Source organism: Plantactinospora sp. ZYX-F-223, from assembly GCF_039649625.1.
Taxonomy (GTDB): domain Bacteria; phylum Actinomycetota; class Actinomycetes; order Mycobacteriales; family Micromonosporaceae; genus Plantactinospora.
Genome location: NZ_JBDJAV010000026.1, coordinates 29,318 through 45,490 on the forward strand (window position 1 = coordinate 29,318; position 16,173 = coordinate 45,490).

A 16,173-nucleotide genomic window follows, 5' to 3' on the forward strand; every position below is an offset into this window, starting at 1 on the left:
CGACGCACCGCCTCGGCGGATCATCGGAGAGTGTCCGGCCGGTCGGGCGAGGAGAGTCCGCCCGACCGGCCCGCCAACACCGTCCACACCGATCCCGCCGGTCCACACCGTCCCCGCCGGGGCGGGCTGCGGTTGTCCGGGTCAGCCCTTGACGGTCAGCAGGGGCCGCAGCTCCGCCACCGGCTCGGCCACCCCGGCCCGGCGCAGGCTCCGCACCACCGGGCCCACCTCCTTGTACGCCCACGGCGCCTCCTGCTTGAGGTCCCGGCGCCAGGCGTCGACGATGTCCCGCCGCGCGGCGACCGCCGGATCCCGGTGGTCGACCGGGGTGACCACCCGGAACTCCCGCAGGAAGGCGTCCAGTTCGGCGTCGCCGCCCCGGGACGCCGCGCCCCGCGGGATGCTCCGACCGGCACCGTGGCAGGCACTGGCCAGCGCCCGGGCACTGCCCAGCCCCCGCAGCAGGTAGCTCGGCGCACCCATCGAGCCCGGCACGATCACCGGCTCGCCGTACAGGTCGGTCGGGCGCTGGCCGGCACCGCCCGCTCCGGCGGCCGGGGTGGCGCCCTTGCGGTGCAGTACCGTGCCGTCCGGCTCCGGCCACAGCAGGTTGTGCGGTGCGTCGTAGACCAGCCGGGACCGCAGCTCACCGGCGACCTCGGCCAGCCCGGCCCGGAGCATCAGGGCCAGGAAGAACCGGTTGCCGAGCGCGAAGTTCGCCGCGTTGCCGAAGGCGGTCAGATAGCGCTGCCGGGCCGGTGCGGTGCGCTCGTCCAGCGAGATCGGCAGGATCCGGTTCCGGGGCAGCGGCACCGCGCGGGGCCAGGCGGCCCGGGCCAGGTCCCGCCCGGTGGCGTTGGCCTGGTGGCCGAGCGAGAGCGAGCCACTGTGCACCATCAGCACCACCTGGCCCGGGGCCAGCCCCCAGGCGTACGCGGTGGCGCCGTCCCGCACCTCCGAGACGTACTGCAACTCGGCGAAGTGGTTGCCGCCGCCGACGCTGCCGATGATGCTGTCGTAGCTGGTCCCGCCGCCGCTGGTGATCCAGTCCCGGAAGTCGTCGGCGGAGTCGACCGGGAAGCCGGCGGCGTGCAGCCGACCGTCGAGGCCGGCGAGATCGTCCGGCCCGACCTGCCGCCAGGCGCCGACCGGGTCGGCCGGTACGCCGTCGGCGAGCAGTCCGGGCAGCCCCTCGCGGAGCAGCCCCTCGCGCTGCCCAGGGGTCAGTCCGATCCGGCGGCCACCGGCGAAGAACAGGTGCCGCAGCCGGCGTTCGAGCCGGTCGAGGTGCGGGCGGAGCTGGTCGACGGTGAGCGAGGTCGCCTCCACCCGCATCCCGCAGTTGACGTCGTTCCCGACCGCCTGCGGGATCAGCGCGCCGACCGTGCGCAGTACGGTGCCGATCGGGATGCCGGCACCCTTGTGGAAGTCCGGGGTGCAGACGACCCGCTCGACCCGGGGCTCGGGGTCCAGCCCCGGTACGGCCCGGGCCAGCGTACCCAGGGTGTCGGCGGTTTCCAGCACGGTGAGCAGTTCGTCGACCGCCACCGGTTCGACGGGTACGTCCGGCCCGGCGCAGATCTCGACCGGGACGTCGTACGGGTTGGGTAGGCGCAGCCAGGAGTCGTCGACCCTGACCAGGCGTGGATCATGTCGGTTCGCCGCTGATATCGGCACGTGCAGAGACCTTTCGCAGGCTGCTTCGAGGAGTGGGTGCGCGCCATCGGCACGCGGTCGTACGCGTGCGAGCTGGGCGGGATGGTCCCGCGTTCTCCGGTTGTGGTGCTCGACGGTTCAGCAGCCGCGAGGTCAGGATCAGGCTAGGACCCGGCCGGTCGGGCGGCAATCGAATTGCCACCGCGCCCGACGACGGGTCCCCGCCGGTGCGTACCTAGTCGAGGTCGAATTCGCCGTCCTGGGCGCCGGCCACGAAGGCGTCCCACTCGGCCTGGGTGAAGACCAGTACCGGACCGTCCGGTTCGGCGGAGTTGCGCATGCCGATCAGATCGTCGACGAACGCGATCTCGACCGCGCCCTCGGAGTCGTCGCCCTCGGCACGCTGCCACACGGCGCGCGACAGGTCGAAATCGCCCTTGGGGTGCTGCGCCATCGTCGGTTCCTCCTGAGTGAATCTGCCCGGGACCGGACCGTCCACGGACCCATCGTGCAGGATAAGCGGATGCCGAGCCTGACCCGGGTAGCGGCGGCGGAACGCGCCGCCCTGCTCACCGTGGAGTCGTACGACATCGAACTGGATCTCACCGGGCCGGCGGAGCGGTTCCGGTCGACCAGCACGGTCCGGTTCCGCGCGGCCACCCCGGGGGCCGGCACGTTCGTCGAGGTCAGGCCGGCCCGACTGCTCGGGGTACGACTCAACGGCGCCGACCTGGATCCGGCCGCGCTGGACGACAACCAGTACCCGCTGACCGGGCTGGCCGCCGAGAACACGCTGGTGGTCGACGCGGAGATGGCGTACTCGAACAGCGGTGAGGGGCTGCACCGGTTCGTCGACCCGGCCGACGGTGAGACCTATCTCTACGCGATGTCGGGAATGGACAACGCCCAGCGGATCTTCGCCTGTTTCGACCAGCCGGACCTGAAGGCGCCGGTGACCCTGACCGTCGTCGCGCCGCCGGAGTGGACCGTGGCCGGCAACGGGCGGCACGGCACCGCTCCGGACTCCGGACGGTGGGTGTTCGCCCCGACCCCGCCGCTGGCCACCTACGTCGTGACGCTGGTCGCCGGGCCGTACTCGGTGCGCCGGGCCGAGCACGACGGCATCCCGCTCGGCCTCTACTGCCGGCGCTCGCTCGCCGACCATCTCGACCGGGACGCCGAGGAGATCCTCACCGTCACCCGGCAGTGCCTGGACCGGCTGCACCGGCTCTTCGGGGTGCGCTACCCGTTCGACAAGTACGACCAGGCGTTCGTGCCGGAGTTCAACATGGGTGCGATGGAGAATCCGGGCCTGGTCACCTTCCGGGACGAGTTCCTGCCCCGGTCGGCGGTGACCGACGCCGAGCGGGAGCGCCGGGCGAACGTCATCGCGCACGAGATGTCGCACATGTGGTTCGGTGACCTGGTCACCCTGCGCTGGTGGGACGACCTGTGGCTGAACGAGTCCTTCGCCGAGTACTTCGGCACCCGGGTCACCGCCGAGGCGACCCGCTTCGACCGGGCGTGGACCACCTTCGCGCTGCACCGCAAGGCCTGGGGGTACGCCGCCGACCAGCGGCCCTCCACCCATCCGGTCGCGCCGGCCGAGGTGGTCGACGCCGCCGAGGCGCTGGCCAACCTCGACGGCATCTCGTACGCCAAGGGCGCCTCGGTGCTCCGCCAACTCGTCGCCTGGCTCGGCGACGACGCGTTCCTGGCCGGGCTGCGGGAATACTTCGCCGCGCACCGGTTCGGCAACGCCACCCTCGCCGACCTGCTCGCGGCGCTCGCCACCAGCAGTGGTCGCGACCTGACCGGCTGGGCGCAGGTGTGGCTGCGCCAGCCGCGGCTCAACACCGTGCGCACCGAGGTACGCCTGCGCGACGACGGGCACTACGCCGAGGTGGCCCTGGTGCAGAGCGCCCCGCCGGAGCATCCGGTGCTGCGCCCGCACCGCATCGGCGTCGGGCTCTACGATTCCGATCCGGCCGGGACCGGGCTGCGGTTGCGGGACCGGATAGAGGTGGACCTCGACCCGGCGGTGGACGGCGGTCGTACCGTGCTCGACGGGCTGACCGGTCAGCCGGCGGCCCGGCTGCTGCTGCCCAACGACGGCGACCTGACCTTCGCCAAGGTACGCCTGGACGCCGGCTCGGTCGCCGCCGTGCCGGCGGCCCTGCCCGAGCTGGCCGATCCGCTGGCCCGGGCGCTGCTCTGGGCGGAGGCGCTGGACGCGGTGACCGACGGGGAACGGCCGGTCGCCGACCTGGTGGCGCTGGTGGTGGCCGCCCTGCCGGCCGAGACCGAGGTGGCCGTGGTGCAGGACGTGCTGGCCCGGGCCCGCAACCTGCTCGACCGTTATCTCGACCCGGAGGTCCGGCCGGCCGCCCTGGAGCAGCTCGCCGGGGCCTGTGCCCGGCTGCTCGCGGTGGCGCCGCCCGGCGGCTCGGGCCAGCTCGCGGCGGCGCGCGGGTGGATCTCCGCGACCGTCGACACCGCCCGGCTGACCGGCTGGCTGGCCGGCAAGGACGTACCCGACGGGCTCGCGGTCGACGCCGAGCTGCGCTGGGCGGTACTGCGCCGGCTGGCCGTACTCGGCGCGGCGGGCGAGCCGGAGATCGCCGCCGAGCAGGCCGCGGACCGCAGCGCCAGCGGGGCGGAGTGGGCCGCGACCTGTCGGGCGGCGCTGCCGGACCCGGCGGCCAAGGAGCACGCCTGGCGGCTGCTCGTCGGGGAGACGAGTCTGTCGAACCGGCTGCTGGAGGCGACCGCGCGCGGGTTCTGGCAGCCGGAGCAGGCCGGCCTGACCGACTCCTATGTGGAGCGGTACTTCGCCGAGATGCCGGCGGCGGCGCGGCAGCGTACCCCCTGGGTGGCCGACCGGGTGGCCGGGCTGGGTTATCCGCGGTACGCCGTCTCGGCGCGGACCCGGGAACTGGCGGCGGCGCTGCTTGCCCGGGACGACCTGTCGCCCGGCCTGCGCCGGGTGGTCGTCGACGAGGACGACGACCTGCGCCGGGCGCTCGCCGCGCGGCGGTGAGCACCGGCCCGCCGCCGCCTCCACCGCTCGGAGATCGGCCGGAAAGTGCGATCTGGCTCATGCTCCCCGGAACGGGCGGCGGGTCCGGGCCTACGATCAAGTCGTGGAGGCAGACATCCGGCGGATAGGGATCATGGGGGGCACTTTCGACCCGATCCACCAGGGGCACCTGGTGGCCGCGAGTGAGGTGGCCGACCGGTTCGAGCTGGACGAGGTGGTCTTCGTGCCCACCGGCCAGCCGTGGCAGAAGGCCGACGAGCCGGTCAGCTCGGCCGAGGACCGCTATCTGATGACCGTGATCGCGACCGCCTCGAACCCGCGGTTCCAGGTCAGCCGGGCCGACATCGACCGCGGCGGCCCGACCTACACCGTCGACACCCTGCGCGACCTGCACGCCGAGTACGGCCCGAAGGTGCAGCTCTTCTTCATCACCGGCGCCGACGCGCTGGAGAAGATCCTCTCCTGGAAGGATCTCGACCAGATGTTCGAGTTGGCCCACTTCATCGGGGTCACCCGGCCCGGCTTCGTCCTCTCCGACGCGCACCTGCCGGCCGACACGGTCAGCCTGGTCGAGGTGCCCGCGATGGCCATCTCCTCGACCGACTGCCGTGCCCGGGTGGCCGCCGGTGGGCCACTCTGGTATCTCGTCCCCGACGGTGTGGTGCAGTACATCGCCAAACGGGGGCTGTACCGGGGGTGATTCCGCCCGGTTTCATGCTCATCGTTCGTTAACCGCCGGGCCGTACGGTGCCACCGTGTGAGAGGCTAGGAGAGTCCGACGGTTGATCGAAGGAGAATGGTGACAGCTTCCGACCGCGCCCGTGAGCTGGCAACGGCTGCCGCACAGGCCGCAGCCGACAAGAAGGCGCAGGACATCGTCATCATCGACGTGGCGGACCAGCTCGTGATCACCGACGCGTTCCTGCTCGCCTCCGCGCCCAACGAGCGGCAGGTGACCGCGATCGTGGACGCGATCGAGGAGGCACTGGTCGGTCTGCCCGAGAAGGCCAAGCCGGTCCGTCGCGAGGGCGAGCGGGCGGGCCGCTGGGTACTGCTCGACTACGTCGACCTGGTGGTGCACGTCCAGCACACCGAGGAGCGCGAGTTCTACGCGCTCGACCGGCTGTGGAAGGACTGCCCGACGATCCCGTTCGTCGATCGGGACCTGGTGGAGGCCGAGGCGGGCATCGCCGAATGACCCGGCTGATCGTCTGGCGGCACGGCAACACCGACTGGAACGCCGCCAACCGGGTGCAGGGACAGCTCGACGTACCCCTGAACGACCTCGGCCGCGAGCAGGCCGCGGAGGCCGCGCCGCTGCTCTCCGCGCTGCGTCCGGACGCGATCGTCGCCAGCGACCTGCGCCGGGCGGCCGACACCGCCGCCGCGCTGGCGGCGCTGACCGGGCTGCCGGTCCGCACCGACGCCCGGCTCCGGGAGCGGTTCTACGGGCAGTGGCAGGGGCTGCTGATGACCGAGGTGGCGCAGCGGTTCCCCGCCGAGTACGCCCGCTGGCGGACCGGTGACCCGGATCCGGGCAGCGAGGTGGAGAGCCTCGACGACCTCGGCAAGCGGGTCGGCACGGCGTTGCAGGAGGCCGCCGATGTGGTACCGGGCGGCACGATCGTGATCGCCACGCACGGCGGCGGCGCCCGGCAGGGCTGCGGCTACCTGCTCGGCTGGGATTCGACCGTACTGCGGTCGGTCGGCTCGCTGAACAACTGCCACTGGACCGAGTTGCGGCACGACGAGGTACGCGGCTGGCAGTTGCGCGGGCACAACGTCGGCCTGGTCGCCCAGGGCCCGGCGCCGGCAGCCGTCTGAGCCGGTTCCGCTCGGCCGCCCGCTGCGGCGCGCTCTGCCCGCCGTCCGGCGGTCTCCGTCATCCGAGGCTGGCTGCCGCCTGGCGGTGCCCTGCCGCCTGCCGTCGGGGTTTGCTGTCCGGGCTGCCATTCGGTGGCCGGTCGGTCGTCCTGCCGCCGGTGATCGGCTAACGTGCCGGAATGCCTGTCGCGGTTGTCACCGACTCCACCGCCTACCTGCCGGCCGAGCTGGCCGAGCGGCACCCGCTCACCGTCGTGCCGCTGATCGTCGTGCTGGACGGGACGCAGGGCCGGGAGGGCATCGATGTCGGGCCGGCGGACGCGGCCCAGGCGCTGAGCGCCCGGCGGTTCGCGATGAGTACGTCCCGGCCGGCGCCGGAGGAGTTCGTCGAGACGTACCGCCGGTTGCTGGCCGAGGGGGCCGACGCCGTCGTCTCGGTACACCTGTCGGCGGAACTCTCCGGCACGGTGGAGGCGGCCCGGCTGGCCGCCGCCGAGCTGGGTCCCCGGGTCGGTGTGGTCGACGCCCGGTCGACCGGGATGGGTCTCGGTTTCCCGGCGCTCGCCGCCGCCGAGGCGGCCGCCCGAGGCGCGGGCCTGACCGAGGTACGCCGGGCGGCGCTGGACGCCATCGCCCGGACCAACACCTTCTTCTACGTCGACACCCTGGAGTTCCTCCGGCGGGGCGGCCGGATCAACGCGGCCGAGGCGTTGCTCGGCACCGCCCTGTCGGTGAAGCCGATCCTGCACGTGGCGGACGGCGGCATCGCGTTGCGGGACCGGGTCCGCACCGCCGGACGGGGGCTGGCCCGGCTGGTCGACCTCGCCGTGGAGGCGGCCGGCCCGGGTGAGGTCGAGGTGGCGCTGCACCATCTCGCCGTACCTGGTCGGGCGGCCGACCTGGCCGAGAAGTTGGGCGCCCGCCTGGGTGACCGGCTCCGGGCCATGTACGTCACGGAGGCCGGAGCGGTGATCGCCACGCATGCCGGGCCGGGACTGGTCTGCGTCGTGGTGCACCGCCGGTAGGTGACGTCCCCGCCGCCCGCGTTGGTGGATCTTTCCGCGTCGATCTTTCGGCCTTGTGGGAAAGGGCGGCTTTTCGTCGATAGGCGTTGACTGGGATCGATCTGGATGATCCTATTGGACAGTAAACCTTCCTAAGAGTTGTGGCTGCCGTCAACCCGCCGGCCCCGCGAGCAGGAGGAGCACCGTGTCCAGTTCCCGTCCCCGCCCCAGAACACTCCGGATGATCGCCGCCGGGCTACTGCTGTCGACCGTCGCGATCGTCCCCTACCCCGGGTCCGGCGCCGCCGCACCGGCAACCGGGTCGGCCGGTCAGCCCGGCACCGAGGTGCGGATCGCGGCGCCGCCCACCTTCACCCACCCCGGCGTACTGGTCAGCCGGCCGCAGCTCGACTTCGTCCGTGCCCGGGTGACCGCCGGAGCGCAGCCCTGGAAGGGCGCCTACGACCAGATGATGGCCAGCGGCTTCGCCTCGCTGACCCGTACCCCGAAGCCCCGGGCGGTCGTCGAGTGCGGCTCGTACTCCAACCCCAACAACGGCTGCACCGACGAGCGGCAGGACGCGCTGGCCGCGTACAGCCTGGCGCTGGCCTGGTACATCACCCAGGACAGCCGGTACGCCGAGAAGGCCATCCAGATCATGGACGCCTGGTCGGCGACGATCCGGGACCACACCAACAGCAACGCACCGTTGCAGACCGCCTGGGCCGGGTCGAGCTGGCCCCGGGCCGCCGAGATCATCCGGTACACCTACGGCGGCTGGTCCGCAGCCGGCGTCAGCCGGTTCGGCACCATGCTGCGCGACGTCTACCTGCCCGAGATCATCAACGGCAACGCGACCAGCAACGGCAACTGGGAACTGAGCATGATGGAGGCGTCGCTCGGGATCGCGGTCTTCCTGGAGGACCGGGCCGTCTACGACCGGGCGGTGGGCAAGTTCCGCGACCGGTTGCCGGCCTTCCTCTACCTGACCAGCGACGGGGCGTACCCGCGCGGCCCGGTCGGCAGCGGCATCGACACCCGGGCCGAGATCGTCTCGTACTGGCACGACCAGCATGTCTTCTCCGACGGCCTCTCCCAGGAGACCTGCCGCGACTTCACCCACACCGGGTACGGGATCTCGGCCATCTCGCATGTCGCCGAGACGCTCCGGCACCAGGGCCAGGACATCTACCCGGAGATCCAGGACCGGTTGCGGCACGCGCTCGGTTTCCACGCCAAGTACGAACTGGGTGACGCCGTCCCGTCGACGCTCTGCGGCGGCAGCCTGACCCGGGGGCTCGGCCCGGTCACCGAGGTGGCCTTCAACGCCCTGAACAACCGCCGGGGCATCGCGATGACCCGTACCCAGCAGCTCACCGAGCGGCAGCGTCCGGCCGGGACGAACTACCTCTTCGTCGCCTGGGAGACCCTGACCCACGCCGGCAACCCCAACTGACCCGCCGGGTCGCCGGCCGGCGAGCGGGTCGGCCGGCGACCCTGGGTTCACCGACAGCCCTTAGCACATCGTCGCTTGATCAGGGCGTTGTCCACAGTGGCGTCGGTTGTCCACAGCCGGCGGTGTACGGCCGGCGCGAGGCTGTGTCGGTCACCTACCTTCGCCGGGTGTCCGACGACGACGAAACACTGGTGCGGCAACGGCTCGCCCGGCTGCTCGGCGGCCGTGCCACCGCAGCGGAGGGGCCGCCCGCCGGCTCCGTTCCCGCCGGCTCCGTTCTCGCCGGCTCCGGACCGGCTCCGTCGGCGGACACGTCGGTGGAGCCGGCTCGGCTGGCCGGTCCGGGCGCCTTCGACCCGGGACGACGTGGCGTCAAGGCCCTCGCCGTGCTGGCGGTGATCGTGGTGCTCGGCGCGGCCGGTTGGGCCTGGCTGTCCCGGCCCCGGAGCGAGCCGGTCGTGGCCGTGTCGTCCTCGGCGCCCGCGTTCGTGCCGACACCGTCGGTGACCGGGTCCGCGGTCGGCGGCGCCGAAGTGGTGGTCGCGGTGGCCGGCAAGGTGCGCCGCCCCGGTCTGGTGCGCTTGCCCGCCGGTGCGCGGGTCGCCGACGCCCTCGAATCCGCCGGTGGCGCGCTGCCCGGTGTCGACGTGGCGCTGCTCAACCTCGCCCGCAAGGTGACCGACGGCGAACTGATCCTGGTCGGGGTGACCCCGCCACCCGGAGCCGGCCCGGCCGGCGCCGTCGCGCCCGGGGCGCCTGCCGGAGCCGCCGGGACCCAGCCGGGCGGCGGGAAGGTCAACCTCAACACCGCCACCGTGGCGCAACTCGACGCCCTGCCCGGGGTCGGGCCGGTGCTCGCGCAGCGCATCGTGGCGCACCGGGAGGAACACGGCGGATTCCGTTCGGTTGCCGACCTGCGCCAGGTCACCGGCATCGGCGACGCCCGCTACGAGGACCTCAAGGATCTGGTGACGGTGTGACGGCCCGCCACCACCGGCCGCCCGTTCCGGCCAGCCCGCCCGATCCGACCGCCGCCGTACCCGGTGCGGGAGGCGGCGCCGATGGCCATCGGCGGCTGCCTGATCTTCGGCTGGCCGGGCTGGCGGTGGGGGCCTGGCTGTCGGCGCTGGCCGGGCTCCTGCTCGGGACGGGCCCGACCCTGCTGGTCGCGGCGCTGGCCGGCGTCGCCGCGCTGGCCCTGTCGGCTCGACTGGCGCCGTCACATCGGCCAGCTCCGTCGTGTCGACCGGCCCGCTGGGCGCTCGCCGTACTGAACCTTTTTCGACCTGAACCGCGCGGCGCTCACGCACCGCGTCCGACCTTGCGGTTCGCCGGAGTGCAGGGGGAGGTGGAAAAGGGGTCACTGGACCGGCACGGCTGGGTGGTGGTCACCGTACTACTCGGCGTGGTCTGCGGCAGCGTGGCCACGGCCGCCCGACTCGGGGTGCGGGACGCCCCGCCGGTCAGCCAGTTGGCCGAGGCGCGGGCCAGGGTCAGTGTCGAGCTGGTGGTCCGGGACGATCCACGGTCGATCGGCGGCGTCGCCGGCCGGCCGGCGACATATCTGCTGTCAACCCGGCTGGTCTGGGTGGCCGAGGGGGAGGGGAGCAGGGTCAGGGTGCCGGCCCGGATCCTGGTGCTGGCCACCGATCCGGGCTGGCGCGGGTTGCTGCCCGGCCAGCGGGTGACCACCACCGGGCGGCTGGCGGCGCCACGCGGCGGCGACCTCACCGCCGCCGTGCTGACGGTCGGCACCCCACCCGTGCCCGTCGGGACCCCGTCCCTGGCACAGCGGGCGGCCGGCTCGTTGCGGGCCGGGCTGCAACGGGCCTGCGCGCCGCTGCCCACCGAACCGGGCGGGTTGCTGCCGGGGCTGGTAGTCGGCGACACCAGCCGGCTGGAACCCGCGGTCGAGGAGGACTTCCTGACCACCGGCATGACCCATCTGACGGCGGTCTCCGGGTCCAACGTGGCGATCGTGGTCGGGCTGGTGCTGCTGCTGGCCCGTTGGGCCCGGGCCGGGCCCTGGCTCGCCGCCGCCCTCTGTGGGGTCGCACTGGTCGGTTTCGTCATCCTGGCCCGGCCGTCGCCGAGCGTCGTCCGGGCCGGCACGATGGGGGCGATCGGTCTGCTGGCGCTGGCCGTCGGACGACCGCGAGCCGCCCTGCCGGCGCTGGCCAGCGCGGTCACCGTACTGGTGGTCGTCGACCCGGAGCTGGCCGGTGACGCGGGGTTCGCGCTCTCCGTACTGGCCACCGGCGGTCTGCTGCTGCTCGCTCCGCGGTGGCGGGACGCGCTGCGGCGCCGGGGCGTACCGGCCGGTGCGGCGGAGGCGCTGGCCATTCCGGCGGCGGCACAACTGGCCTGCGCGCCGGTGGTGGCCGGACTCTCCGGCACGATCAGTCTGGTGGCCGTACCGGCCAACCTGCTCGCGGTGCCGGCGGTGGCGCCCGCCACGGTGCTCGGGGTGACGGCGGCGGTGCTGTCCCCGCTCTGGCCAGCCGGTGCACAGGCCGTGGCGTGGCTCGGCAGTTGGCCGGCGTGGTGGCTCGTCCTGATGGCGCGGTACGGCGCACGCCTGCCGGCCGGGACGTTGCCGTGGCCGGACGGGGTGGCCGGTGGACTGCTGCTCGGGGCCCTGACCGTGGCCCTGCTGGTCGCCACCCGCCGGCCACTGGTGCGCCGGCTCGTCGCGGTGGTCGCGGCTGCCGTGCTGGTCGGTGCGCTGCCGGTGCGGGTGGTCGCCACCGGGTGGCCACCGACCGGCTGGGTGGTCACCGCCTGCGCGGTGGGCCAGGGCGACAGCCTCGTGCTGCCGGTCGGTGCCGGCCGGGCGGTGGTGGTGGACGCCGGTCCGGACCCCGGGGCGGTGGACCGCTGCCTGCGCCGGCTCGGCGTACGGGCGGTGTCCCTGCTGGTGGTGAGCCATTTCCACGCCGACCACGTGGGCGGGGTGGCCGGAGTGTTCCGGGGACGGCGGGTCGACGCGGTGGTGGTGCCACAGTGGCTGGAGCCGGCCGAAGGGCGGGCCACCGTGGAGCGCGCCGGCAGCGCGCACGGCGTACCGGTCGGCACGGTCGGTGCCGGCTGGACCTACGCGGCCGGCCCGGTGGCGCTGACCATGCTCGGGCCGCCGTACCCGATCCGGGGCACCCGTTCGGACCCGAACAACAATTCGCTGGTGCTGCGCGCCGAGGTACGCGGCGTCAGCATCCTGCTCACCGGGGACGCCGAGACGGAGGAGCAGCAGGCCCTGCTGGACCTCGTGCCGGTCGCCCAGCTCCGGGCGGACGTGTTGAAACTCGCTCACCACGGCTCGGTGTACCAGGAGCCGGCGTTCCTCGACGCCGTACGCCCGGCGGTGGTGCTGGTGCCGGTCGGCGTCGACAACGGATACGGGCATCCCAATGCCGGGGTGCTGGCCCGGCTGTCCCGCTCCGGCGCTCGGGTGCTCCGGACCGACCAGCACGGGGATGTGGCGGTGGTGCGGCCGGGTGGAGGAGGGCTGTCGGTGGCGGTCCGGGGCCTCGATCCCCGGCGATCCGTCCACCCGGTGATCGCCCAGGTGTACCCGTGGGAATGGGGCCGGGCCCGGCCCGCGTGGTGGCGCCGTGACCGTCGGTTCCGGCGGTAAGCTCCGATTCGGTCACCCCAACCACTGGCGAAGAATGCCAGGGTTAAGATAAATGTCTGGATTTGCACTAAGTGCGGGGTCAGCCGCACCGAGCCGGGTGACCAGGCCCGATGGACGTACGCCACGTGCGACGATGACCTCGTGACCCCCGCTAGCCTTCCCCCGGTCGTACTCGTGCTCGGTGACGAAGAACTACTCGCCACCAGAGCGGTCGCCGGAGTGGTCGACGCGGCCAGAGCCGCCGACCCGGACGTCGACGTACACGACCATGAGGCGGGCGCGTTGGGGCCGGGGGAGATCGCCGAGCTGCTCGGACCGTCCCTGTTCGGCGGTCGGCGGATACTTGTCGTCCGGGCTGGACAGGACGCCAAGAAGGACCTGGTCGCGGCGCTGTTGGCGTACGCGAAGAATCCCGATCCCGAGGTGCAGTTGGTGGTCGCGCACCTCGGCGGGGCCAAGGGCAAGGCATTCGCCGACGGCTTGCGGGCGGCGGGTGCGGAGGTCGTCCCGGCGGCGAAGCTGAAGGGTCACCGGGACCGGGTCGCGTTCGTCCGGGACGAGATCCGGCGCGGCGGCGGCCGGTGCACCGACGACGCGGCCGAGGCGCTGATCGCGGCGGTCGGCAACGACCTGCGCGAACTCGCCTCCGCCTGCTCCCAGTTGCTGGCCGACACCGACGGGCGGATCGGCGTCGACACGGTGGCCCGGTACTACCGTGGGCGGGCCGAGGTCAGCGGGTTCACGGTCGCCGACGCGGCGATGGCCGGTGATGTGCCGGGCGCCCTGGAGGCGCTGCGCTGGGCGCTGCACGTCGGGGTGGACCCGGTGCCGATCGCCGACGCGATCGCCGACGGGGTGCGCACGGTGGCCCGGGTCAGCTCGGCGGGCCGGGGCAGCGCGTACCAGTTGGCGAGCAGCCTGGGCATGCCACCGTGGAAGATCGAGAAGGCACAGCGGGTCGGCCGGGGCTGGACCCCGGAAGGGCTGGCCGACGCCATGTACGCCGCCGCCGAGTGCAACGCCGCCGTCAAGGGCGGCTCCGACGACCGGGGCTATGCCCTGGAACGTGCCGTGGTCGCGGTCGCGGCCGCCCGCAGGGCAAGCGCATCGCGATGACTGCGGCGACGGCGGTGCCGGCGGACGAGGAGCGGCTACGCCCGCTGTACGCCCGCGTGCTGCGGCTCCGGCACGTCGACCCGGGCGGGATGCTCTGCTTCGTCTTCTTCGAGGGCACCGTGTCCCTCGGCCTGCTGCTCGCGCTCGCCGAGCTGGTGAGCTGGTGGGGGGTGCTCGTCCTGCCCGCGACCGTCGCGGTCATGGTGAAGGTCAACGACGTGGTGGCCGCGGCGGTGCTCCGATCGGCGGCTCGGGTGCCCGCCCAGGAACGGGAACGGTTCCGTCTGCAGATCCAGCCGGCGGTCGGCCGGGCCAGCGTGCCCAAGCGGTCGCTGGTCGAGTCCGGACAGACCCACCGGTTGACCACTTCCGGATCCGGCACCTCCGACGCCCCGAACCGCCGGACCCTCGGTAACCGGCTGCCGGCCCGGTTCCTGGTCGCCCGCCCGTTCAGCATGACGGCGGTTGTCCGGGCCCGGCTGGAATTCGGCGGGCGGCGTCGACCCCCTGCCGACCCGGCCGCGCCGGACCGGGCCGACGGCGGTGGGGCCGACGCCCCGGGGTGGGAGGCCGGTCGAGCGCGCTCCGGATTGCCGCAGACCCGACAGGCCGCACCGCCACCATCCGCCGCCGCAACCGCGCGGGCCCGCAACAGCGGTCTGGCCGAACGCCTGGACCGGCGACCGGACCGGCGCTGGCTCTCCCGGCAGGATCCGATCGACACCAGCCGGCAGTCGGCCAGACGCCGCTACCGCTGACCGCCCCGGGAAGAAGCACGTGTGGCCCCGGGAAGAAGCGCGTGTGGCCCCGGGAAGAAGCGCGTGTGGCCCCGGGAAGAAGCGCGTGTGGCCCCCGAGCCGACCGGCTCGGGGGCCACACGTCAGGTGTGTGGTGTTCCGCCGTCAGGCAGAGAGCGACTGGAGCCGCTTGGCGATCGCCGACTTGCGGTTCGCCGCCTGGTTCTGGTGGATCACGCCCTTGCTGACCGCCTTGTCGAGCTTGCGCGAGGCGTCCCGCATGAGCTCGGTCGCCTTGGCGCTGTCGCCGCTCTCGGTCGCCTCGTGGAACTTGCGGATGGCGGTCTTCAGCGACGACTTGACCGACTTGTTACGCAGCCGGCGCTTCTCGTTCTGCCGGTTGCGCTTGATCTGGGACTTGATGTTCGCCACGCGACAGCCTCGTCCTGGTAGCTAGGGTTACGTTTGCCGTTGATGCGCGGGCGACGACGCACGTCAGAGTGCGGCCGTGTCGGCACGCGCGAAGAGCCACGTTACCAGGTACGCCCCGCCGGGGCCAAAACAGCGCACTGGCCGTCGGCACCGCGGCTCCGCCGTCCCGCTGCGGTTCCCGCCGTCCCGCTGCGGGTCACCGCCGTCCTGGCGCCGTTCAATGCCATCCCTGGCGTTCGGCCAGCCAGCCGAGCGCGGTCTCCCCACTCCAGCGCTGGTGCGCCCGGATGTGCGGCGAGCCGGTGCCGGTGCCGGCCGCCGCGCGTACCAGCCAGTATCCGGACAGTGCGGCGAGGGCCGCGTCCAGCCCGTCGGCCGGAGCGTCCTGCGCCGCCGGATGGGTGGCGAACAGGGCGTCGGCGTCCAGCCCGCTGGCGTACCCGGTGACCAGCAGGCTGGCCAGGTCGAACCAGGGCGGCCCGTAGCAGAGCCATGTCCAGTCGCAGAGCCAGGCGGCCCCGGTCGGGTCCAGCAGTACGTTGTCCACCCGCAGGTCGCCGTGGATCATCGACGGCACGTCGGCGTACCCGGGAAGCCGGGCCTCCAGCGCGGCGAGTTCGGTCAGCCGGTGCCGGGCGGCGACGGGGATGTCCGGCAAGGTCTCGCGGCCAGTGGCCAGCTCGGCCCACCAGGCCAGGTCCGCCCGGGCGAGGTCGGCGAGCCGGGGTACGCCCAGCGCCACCAACTCGACCGGGGGCTCCCGGAGCGCCGCCGCGACGGTCGCGTACGTGTCGAGGGTCGCCGCCAGCTCGGCCGGCGTCCAGGGCAGCCCCGGCATCCGGCCGTCGATGGCGTCCAGGCAGATCACGTGGTACCCGGCGGCGGTCAGTGTCCAGCGGGGGCGGGCGACGGCGAGCCCGGCCGGCAGTACGGCGGTGATCGCCGCCTCCCGGGCGTACCAGTCGCTGAGGTGCCGCTGGTCGACCAGGGAGGCCGCCTTGACGAAGATCCGGTCCCCGGCCACCGTCTGCAACACCCCGGCGAACCCCCGGGTGAACCCGCCGCCGGCGGTGCTGGCCCAGTTGACCCGGGCGCCCAGCCGGGCGGTGATCGCCGCCCGCAGGTCGGCGGGGAGATCGGCCCAGCCCGGCCGGACGGCGGTCGCGTCGTACGGTCGCGGCGGTACCGAGATGGCGGCCATGTCACAAGTCTGCCCTGGTCCGGTCGCGTCGCCGGGATTTCGTCACGCCCCGGGGCACCGCGTCGCCCGCAGC

At 73.5% G+C, this 16,173-nt stretch carries 12 protein-coding genes and 2 pseudogenes; 10 read left to right on the forward strand and 4 right to left on the reverse strand.

Annotated elements, in window-relative coordinates; all coding sequences use genetic code 11:
* Nucleotides 1-141: 141 nt before the first annotated feature.
* Together AAH979_RS25075 and AAH979_RS25080 are read right to left on the reverse strand one after the other, a co-directional pair.
* Nucleotides 142-1,677: an RtcB family protein gene (locus AAH979_RS25075; protein WP_346260578.1), complete on the reverse strand. Its 1,536-nt coding sequence runs from the start codon at nucleotides 1,675-1,677 to the stop codon at nucleotides 142-144.
* Nucleotides 1,678-1,891: 214 nt separating this feature from the next.
* Complete coding sequence (locus AAH979_RS25080) at nucleotides 1,892-2,110, reverse strand: DUF397 domain-containing protein (protein ID WP_101371446.1); 219 nt, start codon at nucleotides 2,108-2,110, stop codon at nucleotides 1,892-1,894.
* A gap of 69 nt (nucleotides 2,111-2,179) precedes the next feature.
* Between AAH979_RS25080 and pepN the strand changes: the two genes are divergently transcribed.
* From pepN to AAH979_RS25130, 10 genes and pseudogenes are all read left to right on the forward strand, one after another.
* Nucleotides 2,180-4,696: an aminopeptidase N gene (pepN, locus tag AAH979_RS25085; RefSeq protein ID WP_346260579.1), complete on the forward strand. Its 2,517-nt coding sequence runs from the start codon at nucleotides 2,180-2,182 to the stop codon at nucleotides 4,694-4,696.
* A 103-nt stretch (nucleotides 4,697-4,799) separates the two neighbouring features.
* Nucleotides 4,800-5,396, forward strand: a complete 597-nt coding sequence (gene nadD / locus AAH979_RS25090) for a nicotinate-nucleotide adenylyltransferase (RefSeq protein ID WP_346260580.1) — start codon at nucleotides 4,800-4,802, stop codon at nucleotides 5,394-5,396.
* 99 nt (nucleotides 5,397-5,495) lie between these two features.
* Nucleotides 5,496-5,894 carry a ribosome silencing factor gene (gene rsfS / locus AAH979_RS25095; protein ID WP_101371445.1) on the forward strand — a complete coding sequence of 133 codons (399 nt, stop codon included), beginning with the start codon at nucleotides 5,496-5,498 and terminating at the stop codon, nucleotides 5,892-5,894.
* On the forward strand, nucleotides 5,891-6,520 hold the full coding sequence (locus tag AAH979_RS25100; protein ID WP_346260581.1) for a histidine phosphatase family protein: 630 nt from the start codon (nucleotides 5,891-5,893) through the stop codon (nucleotides 6,518-6,520). Before rsfS ends, AAH979_RS25100 begins: the two co-directional genes overlap by 4 nt.
* Nucleotides 6,521-6,699: 179 nt before the next feature.
* Nucleotides 6,700-7,545, forward strand: coding sequence for a DegV family protein (locus AAH979_RS25105; RefSeq protein WP_346260582.1), 846 nt, complete (start codon nucleotides 6,700-6,702; stop codon nucleotides 7,543-7,545).
* A 184-nt stretch (nucleotides 7,546-7,729) separates the two neighbouring features.
* Nucleotides 7,730-8,980: an alginate lyase family protein gene (locus AAH979_RS25110; protein ID WP_346260583.1), complete on the forward strand. Its 1,251-nt coding sequence runs from the start codon at nucleotides 7,730-7,732 to the stop codon at nucleotides 8,978-8,980.
* Between the two features lie 167 nt (nucleotides 8,981-9,147).
* Nucleotides 9,148-9,960 carry a ComEA family DNA-binding protein gene (locus AAH979_RS25115; RefSeq protein WP_346260584.1) on the forward strand — a complete coding sequence of 271 codons (813 nt, stop codon included), beginning with the start codon at nucleotides 9,148-9,150 and terminating at the stop codon, nucleotides 9,958-9,960.
* A pseudogene (locus AAH979_RS25120) lies at nucleotides 9,957-12,512 on the forward strand (ComEC/Rec2 family competence protein); the annotation flags it as partial. The gene AAH979_RS25115 and the pseudogene AAH979_RS25120, both read left to right, overlap by 4 nt.
* A 243-nt stretch (nucleotides 12,513-12,755) precedes the next feature.
* Complete coding sequence (gene holA / locus AAH979_RS25125; RefSeq protein ID WP_318398568.1) at nucleotides 12,756-13,730, forward strand: DNA polymerase III subunit delta; 975 nt, start codon at nucleotides 12,756-12,758, stop codon at nucleotides 13,728-13,730.
* Nucleotides 13,727-14,044: pseudogene (locus AAH979_RS25130) on the forward strand (hypothetical protein); the annotation flags it as partial. The gene holA and the pseudogene AAH979_RS25130, both read left to right, overlap by 4 nt.
* Nucleotides 14,045-14,632: 588 nt before the next feature.
* Here AAH979_RS25130 and rpsT read toward each other — a convergent pair.
* Nucleotides 14,633-14,899, reverse strand: a complete 267-nt coding sequence (gene rpsT / locus AAH979_RS25135) for a 30S ribosomal protein S20 (RefSeq protein ID WP_107269985.1) — start codon at nucleotides 14,897-14,899, stop codon at nucleotides 14,633-14,635.
* A 217-nt stretch (nucleotides 14,900-15,116) separates the two neighbouring features.
* Nucleotides 15,117-16,100 (reverse strand): phosphotransferase, encoded by a 984-nt coding sequence (locus AAH979_RS25140; RefSeq protein WP_346260585.1) that lies wholly within the window; start codon nucleotides 16,098-16,100, stop codon nucleotides 15,117-15,119.
* Between the last annotated feature and the right edge of the window lie 73 nt (nucleotides 16,101-16,173).